Origin of the sequence: Bacillus sp. B28 (assembly GCF_029536185.1) — a bacterium.
In the GTDB taxonomy this organism is placed as follows: domain Bacteria; phylum Bacillota; class Bacilli; order Bacillales; family Bacillaceae; genus Bacillus; species Bacillus halotolerans.
On record NZ_CP120511.1, the window covers coordinates 3218109 to 3230714 of the forward strand.

Annotated in this window: 12 protein-coding genes; 6 read left to right on the plus strand and 6 right to left on the minus strand. The window is 49.1% G+C overall.

The genetic code is table 11. The features are described from left to right. The first annotated feature begins 25 nt into the window (after positions 1-25). The 6 genes from pucR (at position 26) to P3L57_RS16090 (ending at position 6627) form a co-directional block, all read left to right on the plus strand. Positions 26-1621 carry a purine catabolism transcriptional regulator PucR gene (gene pucR, locus P3L57_RS16065; RefSeq protein ID WP_069486966.1) on the plus strand — a complete coding sequence of 532 codons (1596 nt, stop codon included), beginning with the start codon at positions 26-28 and terminating at the stop codon, positions 1619-1621. A gap of 200 nt (positions 1622-1821) precedes the next feature. Next, the gene (locus tag P3L57_RS16070) at positions 1822-3117 is read left to right on the plus strand and encodes a nucleobase:cation symporter-2 family protein (protein WP_265103451.1); all 1296 of its coding nucleotides are present in this window, start codon (positions 1822-1824) and stop codon (positions 3115-3117) included. Between the two features lie 6 nt (positions 3118-3123). Further along, positions 3124-4416: a nucleobase:cation symporter-2 family protein gene (locus P3L57_RS16075; protein ID WP_059353499.1), complete on the plus strand. Its 1293-nt coding sequence runs from the start codon at positions 3124-3126 to the stop codon at positions 4414-4416. 13 nt (positions 4417-4429) lie between these two features. Beyond that, positions 4430-5914: a factor-independent urate hydroxylase gene (pucL, locus tag P3L57_RS16080; protein ID WP_069486964.1), complete on the plus strand. Its 1485-nt coding sequence runs from the start codon at positions 4430-4432 to the stop codon at positions 5912-5914. Then, positions 5914-6267, plus strand: a complete 354-nt coding sequence (uraH, locus tag P3L57_RS16085) for a hydroxyisourate hydrolase (RefSeq protein WP_069486963.1) — start codon at positions 5914-5916, stop codon at positions 6265-6267. Before pucL ends, uraH begins: the two co-directional genes overlap by 1 nt. A gap of 282 nt (positions 6268-6549) precedes the next feature. Beyond that, positions 6550-6627: a YjcZ family sporulation protein gene (locus tag P3L57_RS16090; protein WP_082687850.1), complete on the plus strand. Its 78-nt coding sequence runs from the start codon at positions 6550-6552 to the stop codon at positions 6625-6627. A 43-nt stretch (positions 6628-6670) separates the two neighbouring features. Here P3L57_RS16090 and P3L57_RS16095 read toward each other — a convergent pair whose 3' ends face one another. From P3L57_RS16095 to P3L57_RS16120, 6 genes are all read right to left on the minus strand, one after another. Next, entirely contained in the window at positions 6671-6826 is a 156-nt protein-coding gene (locus tag P3L57_RS16095; protein ID WP_157722678.1) for a hypothetical protein, read from the minus strand. A 399-nt stretch (positions 6827-7225) separates the two neighbouring features. Then, positions 7226-7777, minus strand: a complete 552-nt coding sequence (gene pucE, locus P3L57_RS16100) for a xanthine dehydrogenase subunit E (RefSeq protein ID WP_069486962.1) — start codon at positions 7775-7777, stop codon at positions 7226-7228. Continuing rightward, on the minus strand, positions 7768-10005 hold the full coding sequence (gene pucD / locus P3L57_RS16105) for a xanthine dehydrogenase subunit D (RefSeq protein WP_069486961.1): 2238 nt from the start codon (positions 10003-10005) through the stop codon (positions 7768-7770). Before pucD ends, pucE begins: the two co-directional genes overlap by 10 nt. After that, on the minus strand, positions 10006-10839 hold the full coding sequence (gene pucC / locus P3L57_RS16110; RefSeq protein WP_044159020.1) for a xanthine dehydrogenase subunit C: 834 nt from the start codon (positions 10837-10839) through the stop codon (positions 10006-10008). Further along, positions 10778-11443 carry a xanthine dehydrogenase accessory protein PucB gene (gene pucB, locus P3L57_RS16115; RefSeq protein ID WP_044159021.1) on the minus strand — a complete coding sequence of 222 codons (666 nt, stop codon included), beginning with the start codon at positions 11441-11443 and terminating at the stop codon, positions 10778-10780. The genes pucC and pucB overlap by 62 nt, the downstream gene beginning before the upstream one ends. Further along, positions 11440-12441, minus strand: a complete 1002-nt coding sequence (locus P3L57_RS16120; protein WP_059353504.1) for an XdhC family protein — start codon at positions 12439-12441, stop codon at positions 11440-11442. Before P3L57_RS16120 ends, pucB begins: the two co-directional genes overlap by 4 nt. Positions 12442-12606: the final 165 nt, after the last annotated feature.

Genomic DNA, 12606 nt, shown 5'->3' on the forward strand with positions numbered 1-12606 from the left:
TTTTGTGAGAAAAGGAGAATGAGCTATGAATATTTTTGATGTGATGAATATACCGGCTTACGAAAATGCAGTTTTAATTGCGGGAAAAGCAGGGGGAGAAAGAGAGGTTCAGCATGTCAACATGATGGATGCTCCTGATATCGCGGATTTTTTGCATAAAGACGAGCTGCTCGTCACCACCGCGTATCACCTGAAGGACAATCCTCACCAGTTATCAGAGCTGATTCGGCAAATGGCAAAACGCGGCTGTGCCGGTCTTGGCATTAAAACAAAACGGTACCTGGAGGATATCCCGAAAGAAATCATTGACCTCGCCGATTCACACGCGTTTCCGATCATCGAGCTCCCTGAGCATATACGGCTCGGAGACATTGTCAACGCCACGCTGAGCCATATTCTTGATATGCGTTCAAACGAGCTTCAGCAAGCCATTTACGCACATAAGAAATTCACAAACCACATTATGAGCGGCAAGGGATTGCAATCTCTGCTCAAAAAGGTATCAGACCTCCTTCATCTTCCCGTGCTGCTCCTTGACCAGCATGCCAAAATGCTTTCTGCATCTCATCAGATTTCATTTGAAACCGAAAAGCTCAAAAGCACGCTGCACACCGTGTCCGGGCCATTTTTCACTTGTTTCTCTTCGATCTCAAATCAGAAAACATATTCTGTCCTTCCTATCTATAATCACGAAAAAAGCTGCGGCTACCTGCTGATACCGGAAATGGTCCAAGCCGCTGATAAAGGATTGATTCTCACCATTGAACAGGCTGCGAACGTGATTTCCTTTGAGCTGCTGAAGGAAAACGCCCTGAAGCAATACAGCCGGCGGGCGCGGAATGAGTTTTTCAGTAATTTTATCGAGCGATCGTTCTCTTCTGACGACGAAATCAAAAACCGCGCAAAAGAATTTAAGCTCCGCTGGGATCAAAAATATATGTGCATCGCCGGAAAGCTCGACCGGAATGACAGATCGATCAGCTTTACTGAAAATCAGCTGGCCTCTGACAGCGTATTTGAATTTCTTGAAGGCGAATTGTCTGCCTTCCCGTTTCCGCCTCACCTCTTTATTAAAGGAAATGTCGGCATTCTGCTGATCGAGGCGACAGACAGCTGGAGTGAAATGCACGCCTCTGTGATCAGCTTTTTAGAGCAGTTCCAGACACAGGTCAAAACCCAATTTAAACGGACATTGTCCTTTGGCATTAGCAACATTTGCCAAAAGCTGATCGATGTTCCGGACGCTTTCACAGAAGCGTCTGACGCTCTCCAATCAGGGCATTTATCAAGAAGCACGGAGTTCATCCAAGTGTATCACGCGAAAGATGTACCTGAGCTTCTCCGCCTGCTTCCGGTTGAGGATTTGAAGAAATTTTACAATTCCACTCTTCAAAGCCTGGCTGAAAAGCAGCAGGAGGATCAAAGCCTGCTTCATACACTGTCTGTCTATCTAGAGACACACTGCCAGATTTCCGAGACGGCAAAACGTTTGTACGTGCATCGCAATACGGTCATCTACCGCCTCGAAAAATGTGAAGAATTACTGGGCAAAAGCTTAAAAGATCCCGAAACGACAATGCGGTTGCGGCTTGCCTTGCGGATGCAGCGGCTGATTAGCTAGCACTTGTCACATTATGTTACAAACGAAATGGCTTTTCGTTACTTTCAGCAATAACGCTCCTATTTTTCAGCTACTGTATCCAATGACAGCCCGCAAACGGCACGCTATCATGTTACTAAAGTTCACATGTAAAAGGAGGGACTGTAGTGAAACAAAAACCGTTTGCAGTGTTCACTCTTGGCCTGCAGCATGTGCTGGCCATGTACGCAGGTGCGATTTTGGTGCCTCTGCTTGTCGGCAGAGCGCTGAATGTAACGTCGGAACAGCTGTCCTATCTATTGGCGATTGACCTGTTAACATGCGGAGCCGCGACGCTTTTGCAAACCTGGCGAGGAACGCACATCGGCATCGGCCTTCCCGTCATGCTCGGCAGCTCGTTTGTGGCCGTCACCCCGATGATTGCAATTGGTGGAAATTACGGCATTTCAGCGATTTACGGTTCAATCATTGCAGCCGGTGTCTTGATCTTCTTATGTGCCCGTTTCTTCGGCAAGCTGACCGTGTTATTCCCTCCTGTCGTAACAGGAACTGTTGTCACCTTGATTGGTCTTTCTCTTGTTCCGACAGGTGTGAAAAATATGGCTGGCGGAGAAAAAGCAAACGGCAGCGCCAATCCCGAGTACGGTTCTCTCGAAAACCTTCTTCTTTCTGTCAGCGTCCTTATCCTGATCTTAGTCCTCAACCGCTTTCTCAAAGGATTTGCCCGAACGCTTTCCGTTCTAATCGGGATTGCTGCGGGTACTGCGGCGGCTGCCGTCATGGGCAAGGTCAGCTTTTCATCTGTATCTGAAGCCCCATTCTTTCAAATCCCGAAGCCGTTTTACTTCGGCGCTCCATCTTTTGAAATCGGTCCGATCATCACGATGCTGATCGTCGGAATTGTCATTATCGTTGAATCAACCGGCGTTTTTTACGCCATCGGAAAGATATGCGGCCGGCCCCTAACCGAAAAAGATCTGGTCAAAGGCTATCGGGCGGAGGGGATCGCCATTATGATAGGCGGGCTGTTCAACGCCTTTCCCTATAATACATTTGCACAAAACGCCGGATTATTGCAGCTGACAAAGGTGAAAACGAGGAATGTCGTCGTCACCGCGGGCTGTATCCTTCTTTTCCTCGGGCTGATTCCTAAGGTTGCCGCACTTGCTTCCTCCGTTCCCGCGGCTGTGCTCGGCGGCGCAACCGTTGTCATGTTCGGCATGGTTATCGCCTCCGGAGTAAAAATGCTCAGTACAGTGGATCTGAAAAACCAATATCATCTGCTGACCATCGCCTGCTCAATCGCACTCGGCATCGGCGCCAGCACAGTGCCGGCGATTTTCGCAGCGTTTCCCGCTCCGATCCGCATTCTGGTCAGTGACGGCATTATCACAGGAAGCCTGACCGCGATCTTTTTAAACCTATTCTTCAGTTTGCGCGCCAGAAAGGAAAAAAACGTTCAGAAGGAAGAACTGCCGGTATTAGAAAACACACTTGTTTTAGAAAAAGAGGTGTAAATAGAGATGAAGGAACAGCATCATTCCTTTCAGCTTTTGATGCTCGGGCTTCAGCATATGCTGGCGATGTACGCGGGAGCCATTCTCGTCCCTCTGATCGTCGGAGCTGCGATCGGGCTGAATGCGGGCCAGCTGACGTATTTAATTGCCATTGATTTGTTTATGTGCGGGGCGGCGACTCTGTTACAGCTCTGGAAAAACCGTTATTTCGGCATCGGCCTTCCTGTTGTGCTCGGCTGTACGTTTACTGCAGTCGGCCCGATGATTTCTATTGGCAGCACATACGGTGTCTCAGCGATTTACGGTTCGATTATCGCAGCCGGGCTGATTGTCGCTTTAGCCGCGGGCTTCTTCGGGAAGCTTGTCCGTTTTTTCCCGCCGGTCGTAACCGGCTCAGTCGTTATGATTATCGGCATCAGCCTGATTCCGACGGCGATGAATAACCTGGCCGGCGGTGAAGGCAGCAAAGACTTCGGCTCACTAGGCAACGTGCTCCTTGGCTTTACCGTTACAGCCTTTATTTTAGTGCTGTTTTATTTCTTTAAAGGGTTTATCCGCTCCATTGCGATTTTGCTCGGCCTTGCAGCTGGAACCGCAGCCGCTTTCTTTATGGGAAAAGTCGATTTTTCTGAGGTCGCGGAGGCGTCCTGGGTTCATGTTCCTTCTATATTTTATTTCGGCACACCAACCTTTGAGCTGCCTGCCATTCTCACCATGCTATTGGTTGCGATTGTCAGCCTTGTTGAATCAACGGGTGTTTACTTTGCTCTTTCCGATATGACAAACCGGAAACTAACAGAGAAAGATCTTGAGAAAGGCTACCGTGCGGAAGGGCTTGCGATTGTGCTTGGCGGCTTATTTAACGCGTTTCCGTATACAGCCTTCTCGCAAAATGTCGGTATCGTTCAGCTTTCAAAAATGAAAAGTGTCAATGTCATCGCCATCACTGGGTTTATGCTGATGGCAGTCGGTCTGATTCCAAAAGCCGCGGCATTGACGACCGTGATCCCGAATGCAGTGCTCGGCGGCGCGATGATTGTCATGTTTGGCATGGTCATTTCTTACGGTATTAAAATGCTTTCCGGCGTCGATTTTGAATCACAAGGCAATCTGCTGATCATTGCTTCTTCTGTCAGCTTAGGGCTTGGCGCCACGACGGTGCCCGCTTTGTTTTCATCTCTTCCGGGAGCAGCTTCCGTGTTGACTGGAAGCGGCATTGTCATTGGCAGCTTAACCGCGATCGCATTGAACGCTTTTTATCAATTCAAACGGCCCCATGGCGCGGAAATCAATACGTAAAGGGTGATGGCTCATGTTCACGATGGACGACCTGAATCAAATGGATAGACAAACACTGACTGACACACTTGGATCTATTTTCGAGCACTCTGCATGGATTGCGGAGGAGGCCGCGGCACTCCGCCCGTTTTCCTCCCTTTCTGATTTGCATCAAAAAATGTCCCGCTTAGTCAAAGCTGCGGATCGCAAGACACAGCTTGAGCTCATCTGCAAGCACCCCCGGCTCGGCACCAAGAAAACAATGAGCGCTTCCTCCGTAAAAGAGCAGCAAAACGCAGGACTCAGTCAGCTTGAACAGCACGAATACGAGGAATTTCTCAAACAAAATGAAGACTACTATCACAACTTCGGTTTTCCTTTTATTTTAGCGGTAAAGGAAAAAACGAAACAGGAGATCCGCCAAGCCCTGCTGACAAGGCTGAAAAACAAACCAGAAACAGAATTCCAGCAGGCTCTTGAAGAAATATACCGCATCGCCCGCTTTCGTTTAGAGGACATCATTACAGAAAAAGGAGAGATTCAAATGAAAAGAACCATGTCTTACGGCAAAGGAAATGTGTTTGCATACCGAACGTTTTTAAAACCGCTCACAGGCATAAAGAAAATCCCAGAGTCTTCTTTTACGGGCAGAACCAATACAGTTGTCGGCATTGATGTGACATGCGAAATTGGCGGAGATGCCTTTTTGCCGTCATTTACAGACGGAGATAATACACTCATCGTGGCTACGGATTCGATGAAAAACTTTATTCAGCGCCACCTCGCTTCCTATGAGGGAACAACTTCCGAAGGCTTCTTGCATTATGTGGCTCACAGATTTTTTGACACCTATTCACATATGGACACGATCACTCTGACAGGCGAAGACATTCCGTTTGAAGCGATGCCTGCATACGACGATCAAGATCTCGGCACAAGCCAGCTTGTCTTCAGAAGATCGCGCAATGAACGCGCTCGATCGGTGCTGAAAGCAGAACGAACTGGGGATACGATAACGCTGAAGGAGCAATACAGCGAAATCACGGATCTCCAGCTTGTCAAAGTGAGCGGAAACTCCTTCGTCGGCTTTATCAGAGACGAATATACGACTCTCCCTGAAGATGGCAATCGGCCGCTCTTTGTCTATTTAAACATCAGCTGGCGTTACGAACATGCGGATGATGCATACGCCGCCGATCCAGCCCGTTACGTGGCGGCTGAACAGGTCCGTGACTTAGCGAGCACTGTATTTCACGAGCTCAAAACGCCTTCCATTCAAAACTTAATCTATCATATCGGATGCAGAATATTAACGAGATTCCCGCAGCTCGCGGATGTCAGCTTCCAATCTCAAAATCACACATGGGATACAGTCGTCGAAGAGATTCCGGGCACAAAAGGAAAAGTCTACACAGAACCGCGCCCGCCATTCGGTTTCCAGCGGTTCACCGTGACGAGAGAAGACGCCGAGAAAGAAAAACGGAAAGCCGGGGAAGCATTAGGGAGCCTGAATGCCTGATGGGGAAGCTGACAACGCATATCTTGGACTTAACCTGCGGCAAACCCGCGGCTAACGTAAAAATCGAATTGAAGCGGCTGAACGAAGGTGAAAGCCTTCCCCTTGTCAAAGAGGCTTTTACGAATGAAGACGGCCGAGTCGACGCTCCGCTCCTTGCGGGAGAAGAGCTGAAGTCCGGGGAGTATGTGATGGAATTCCATGCAGGGGATTACTTTGCGGAAAAGAAAGCGAACACGGCTGAGGCGTTTTTAACGATTGTAACAGTTCGTTTCCATCTTTCTGATCCGGAAGCTGATTATCATATCCCGCTTTTGCTGTCCCCGTTTGGTTATCAAGTATATAGAGGGAGTTAAGAAAAGAGCCCGCCCGCTGGTGAGGCGGGCTCCGCACATGTTTAGGGGTTGAGTGGATCACTGCATAAATAAAAGACCCTCCCTATTGTGAGAAGGTTCCTGCGATTTATGCCACCCCCGGACCTCGTATTTGAGAGTTTGAGTTTGTTTTTAAATATTTAATTTATCGTTCTCTATTTCTACTTAGACTAAAAAATATTTAAAATCAATTAAACTAGCATCACTATCAATTTATCTCCATCAGCATATCATGTACTATCCTCTTTTAAGGGAGGTGAAGTTATGAAGTCATTCCCTTTGATCGTGGTGCTATTCATCCTATTAATCATTGTTGGCACTTCTTTCTTCGGTGGCTATTAAGAACTCACCTTACCCCATATCCGTCAGACGCCATAAGAATTCTTTATGGCGTTTGTTTTGCTATAGCGACAAGGTTTTGAGCAGGGAAATATAACACTCGCTGCAAATCCTCGTCCTCCATTACAATATGAGATGAGAGCGTGATGTTTCCCCACAACGCGGCCGCGTCTTGATCTCGCTCTTCAATTAATCCCGCCATTTAGAAACGCTTGTTAACGGATTTGTTAGTTTCTTTCGGATCAATTTCTTCCGCACAACAAAAAAATATTTTCATTCCCTTTTCTCCAAAATGAATTATCTTATTTTTTCAATCGATTTAACAGGTACTTCCGGTGGATTGAGTATTAAGTCAATCCGTTGAACAGTGACAAAGACGACAGAAAAAATCAGGGAACAAAGAAAGGTTAGTAAAAGTATTTTCCACCAATTTAAGTTATTCATCATCTCTCCCTCTTTCCTTAATTTGCAATATTACCCATTTCTAGTATGAAACACAACTAGGCAAAAAGTAAAGGGAGAAGAGGTATTTCATCTTCACGATCTGTCATTGAAGTTCATCCAGGCCATTCTCTAAAGCTTTATCGATTTGCTTAACTTTTTAAATCCGGTGCTTTGCCGTAGCTGCGGGAAAAGTCCAATGACTCCCTTTTCCACTTGCTAACTCTTTTCTAATCCTGCAAGCCGACCGCATAATCCCTCCATAACCGGTACACCGGCATAAATTGCCCGCCAGACCTTCTTCAATATCTTCGTCAGTAGGTTGCGGGTTTTCCTGAAACAGAGCTTTAAGCGCAATCGTCATCCCCGGTGTGCAATATCCGCATTGGAAGCCGCCTTCCTCCAGAAAAGCGTTTTGGCAGATATCCAGTTCTTCTTTTTGAAGCCCCTCAATGGTTGTGATCGAATGGCCGTCCGCTTGGTATGCCATGGTCATACACGCATTGGCGAGCTTGCCGTCGAGCAGGACAGAACATGCACCGCAACGGCCGATTCCGCAGGAAATTTTAGTTCCGGTCAGCTGGAATTCCGTCCGCAGAAGGTCACTCAAGCGAGCTGTAGGAACCGCATCAACCTCCCGCGCTATTCCATTCACGGTCATTCGGAACCGATGCTTTTTTACAGAGAAAGATCCTGCTTCTTTTACGCCCATTGTTTTATCCCCTTTCTGTCTATCGCATCAAGCAGCTCTTCACGCGAAATCGGCAGCTTGTTCACCCAGCAGCCGACTGCATCATGTACCGCCTTTACAATCGCCGGGGTAATGGCGATCGTTCCTATTTCTCCGACACCGCGCGGGCCATATGAGTCACCATCCATCATCTCTTCTATCGCGGTCAGTTTCATTGCCGGAACATCTTTGATTCCCGGAATTACATACTGATCCAAATTCTCCGCTGTGTAACGGCCGTCCGTCATTTTTGCTTCCTCCATCAGCGTATAGCCGAGCGCCATAGCAGCGCCGCCTTCGATTTGTCCGCGATAGCCCTGCGGACTGACAACCGGGCCTGCCGCAATGGCGTGCTCACAATCTATCACTTTGACATCGCCTGTTAATAGATCAACCTCCACCTCAACTGCAGCCGCTCCAAATGAGTAGAGAAAATGGCCGCCGACCACAGGATCAGGCGTTGTCGGAAAATCGAATGCTGTTTCCTCAGTCAAAGGGCCTTTTTCTGCCAATTCCTTATAGGTCACCACCAGCTCCTTTTTATTAAGCATCCGCAGCCCCCCAGCGCTGAGAATGAGTTGTTCAGGCAAACATGAGACCGATTGTGCGGCACGTTTTTTCAGCTGATATAGAAACGGTTTCTTCAAACGCTGGATCGCGTGCCACACCATGCTCGTGCCGCGGGATGCCGTGGAGGAGCCTGACTTTGGCACTTTTGCGGTATCCCCAATGACAATGGAAATATCCTCCGCCGCGCAGCCAAGCTCTTCGGTGACAATATGTTCAACCGCGGCGAGGATGCCCTGCCCGCACTCTTCAAACCCAAACGAAGCCGTGATTTTGCCGTCACTTGAAAGGGAAAGACGCCCTCCTGCGGCATCCATCCGGCCATAGCCAAGCCCGCCCCCGTGCATAGTAATTGCGGATCCAACACCTCTTCGTTTATAACGAGACGTCTGATGTTTTCTTTTGAGAATAGAAGATGCAGAAATGACGTTCAACACCTGCGCCGCTCCGTCAGTGGGCGCAATCCGATGCTCAAGCGGCCCAGGGTCATGCGGTTTTCTGATATTTCTTCTTCGCAGCTCCAGCGGATCGATGCCGAGCATGCTGCTGATTCGATCAAGATGGGTTTCCAGCGCAAATGTGATTTGGTTGCCGCCAAAGCCCCGGAATTCTCCCGCCACCCCATTGTTCGTAAACACAGAGATCCCTTCAGTGCGGATATTCGGAATGCGGTACGGACCCGCGGCATGCTCAGCAGAAAAATCCAGGACTGCCGGTCCCAGCGTGGCGTAAGCGCCTGTATCGGCAATGATTTTCACATCATGAGCCAGAAGCTTCCCTGTTTGATCAGCCCCTGTTTTGATCGTGATTTTCATCGGGTGGCGCTTGATTCCTGAGCGTACAGATTCCTGCCTCGTCTGATGTATTTTGACCGGACGCCCGCTTTTACGGGCCAAAAGCGCGGCATACGGCTGAATATTCAGCTCATCCTTTCCGCCAAATGAGCCGCCCATCGGACTCGACACAACCCGAATTTTCTCTTCAGGAATACCCAAAATGCGGGCAAGCTGAAAACGGTCCTTGTAGCCGTGCTGAGTGCCAGCGTACATTGTAAAACCCCCGTCACGTTCCGGAACAGCTACCCCCCCTTCCGTTTCCATATACGTATGCATCTGCCGCGGCAGTTCGTAGGTTTCTTCAAGGATGGTGTGACACGATTGGAATCCCGCTTCCACATCGCCGTGCGAGAAAAACGCACGATGAAGGATGTTACCGTCCGGGTGCAGCATATACGCATCTGGTCGGAGCGCTTTTTCTGGAGAATCAATGACCTCCAGCTCCCTGTACACCACGTGAATCAGCTCCAGCGCGGCTTCGGCAATGTCTTCTGTTTCTGCGGCGACGGCTGCCACTGCATCTCCGACATAACGCACTCTATCCTCGCATAGAACCGGCTGGTCAGGAATGACAATCCCAAAACGGTTGAAACCCGGAACATCCTTATGGGTGACGACCGCCCGCACACCTTCCATTTCTTCAGCCTTTTTGGTGCAAATCGACACGATTTCCGCATGAGGGAAAGCGCTTCTCAGAATTTTGCCGTACAGCATCCCCTGAAAAGTGAGATCAGTCATATACTTCAATTCACCTGTGACCTTTTCCCTTCCATCCGGCCTTATTCTTGGCGGTTTGCATATGCTCATTTATTCCCCTCCCTCAAACATCAGCTCGGACATGATGACGTTGGCAGCCGCTTTTTTTCTGTATGCCGCTGACACGAAAGCATCAGCTGAAAACGGCAGCTCCTTGATAAGTGTTTCGTACAGTTCGTGCGCCTCCCATTCAGGCTCCATCCATTTCGCCTCGCTTTCTATTAATCTTTTTGGCCTGATATCGGCATGGCCCGCTGCGAGGCGAATGTCACTGTCTTTCAGTAAACGTCCTGCCGCCACAGCAACCGCTCCGGTAAATGCCTGCCGCCTTCCCAGCTTGCGGAAAAACACACGATCTCCCTCTGGACGCGGGATGATCACACGCGTCACGATTCCATGTGAATACGCTTCACTGGAGATCCATTCAGCAAGCGGCAGCCTGACAAGCTCCTTCTGATAAACGATAAGCTCCGCATCAAGCACAAGCAGAAGCGGAATCAAATCCCCTATTTTACTCGCTATGTTGCCGCCAATTGTGGCCCGGCTTCGGATTCCCGGCGCTGCAACAGCAGAAACTGCATCACATAAGCAAGCCAGATCCCGCTTGATGAGGCTGTTTTTTCTGCATTCATTCAGCGTGGTGAGCGCCCCGATCGACACATGGGTGCCGTCAGCGGTAATGCCTTTCATCTCATCAATGCCTTCAAGGCTGATGAGATGCGCTTTCGGAAGAATTCCTTTGTCCCATTGGAGCTGGAGCAGCGTGCTGCCCGATGCTGCACACACATCTGGCGCAAGCTGCTTCAAAAGAGAAAATGCCTCATCAAGCGCTGCCGGCCTCCATAATTGAATGTTCATTCGCGCCTGTGTCACTTGTCCGTTCATGTATTCGCCTCCTGACAGTGTCATATTCCTCCGGCGTATCAATATCTTCCAGTTCCTCGCACGCTTTCACTGCCAGCACCGCTCCAGTGCCAAGCTGTCCGTTTTTCAGCAGCCTGCGGGCACCCTCATCTCCCTTTAACTCCTTTACATATGGAAAACAGGCGGATGAGAAATAAATAGGCGGACTGAGCGTACGCAAAGACGCTGACACCGCAAACCTTTCATGAGCCCTTGATATCAGGGCATTTACATGATCGACAGAAAGCTGCGGCTGGTCGCCCAACAGAATGACGACCCCGTCTGCCCCCATGCTTTCCGCTTTTCTCACCCCGCTGCTGACAGAATGCCCTTGGCCCTTTTCCGCCTCTTTACAGACATGCAAACTCCAGCGATCCAGAAAAGGCGGTGCTTGATATTGCGCCCCGATCCACTCAAGTGAAGCACGTTCTGTCCTCTCGACAATCAGCACATGGTCAAGACGGGATAGTAGAGCTGTTTTTAATGAAGCCGATCCGATCGTTTCTCCTTTTAGCGGCAATGCCAGCTTGTTTGTGCCCATTCTCTCGCTTTTTCCGGCCGCCAGAAATATACCGATAATGCTCATATAACCGCCAGCCGTTTTCGTGTTTGAAGGATTTCCGCAACGATGCTGACGGCAATTTCCTCTGGGCCTTCCGCGCCGATTTTCAACCCGACCGGACTGTAAAAATGCGCGGGCGGCTGTTTTCCATTCAGCAGCCGTTTCGTGCGGTTTTCGGAACCCAAAAGCCCGATATAATGAAGGTCTCGAGAAAATAAGGATTCAACGATGACTTGATCGTGCTGAAAATGGTGAGTCGCCACAACAGCGGAATCCTGAGGGGAAAATCCAAATTCACTGAGCATCTGCTCCGGAAAGGCAGTGATCAGCTGATCTGCTTTTGGAAAAAGAGCGGCTGTGCAATATGCAGGCCGCCAATCTGTCACAATGACAGAAAATCCGGTCTCAGCCGCCAAATTGGCGAGCGGTATCATATCTGGGCCCGCCCCAAACAGAATGAGACGCGGCTTCGGCTCAATACGCTGAATAAAAATGTTTGATGATGGATCAAAATGCGGTACATGAAGCGTTGAAGCGGTGCGTTGAATATCTTGAAGCGGCACACCCGGCCAGCGCCCAAAATATCCGTTCTCTGACAAAAACAGATAACGCCCTGACTGAGGGGATTCAATCTGTGTAACGGCTGTTACGGCTTTTCCTGAATGAAGGCAGTCTCTTACTCTTTCATAGTGCCGCTTTTTTTCCTGAGAGATTCGTTCCGCATAGATATGAATAACGCCATTGCAGCCGACTCCCATGCCCCACGAAAGATCGTCTTCAGCCCGCATGTCATAGGATATAAGCGCTGTCGTCAGCTGATCGCCGAGTTCACCGATTCTTTCGGATATATCCTCTTCCAGACACCCGCCGCTCAGCAAGCCGATTCTTTCTCCGTTTTTCTTAAAGAGCATGGTGGCGCCCGCTTTTCGATATGCAGAGCCTTCGACTTGTACAATGGTCGCCAGCACAGCCTCGTCCTGATCTTCCAGAAGCGCATCTAAAATCGTGTAAAAATACTCCAATGCCGCATCCCCCTTTCAAAAATTGCTGTAAGAAATAAAACGTCACTTTATAGGTGCCTTGTATAAAGAATAGATGAAAAAAGAAAAAATGACTCATGCTCCGTCAGAAAATGCAACACAGAGAAAACGGATTTGTAAAAAGAGTCAAACGGAGAAAATCAGATT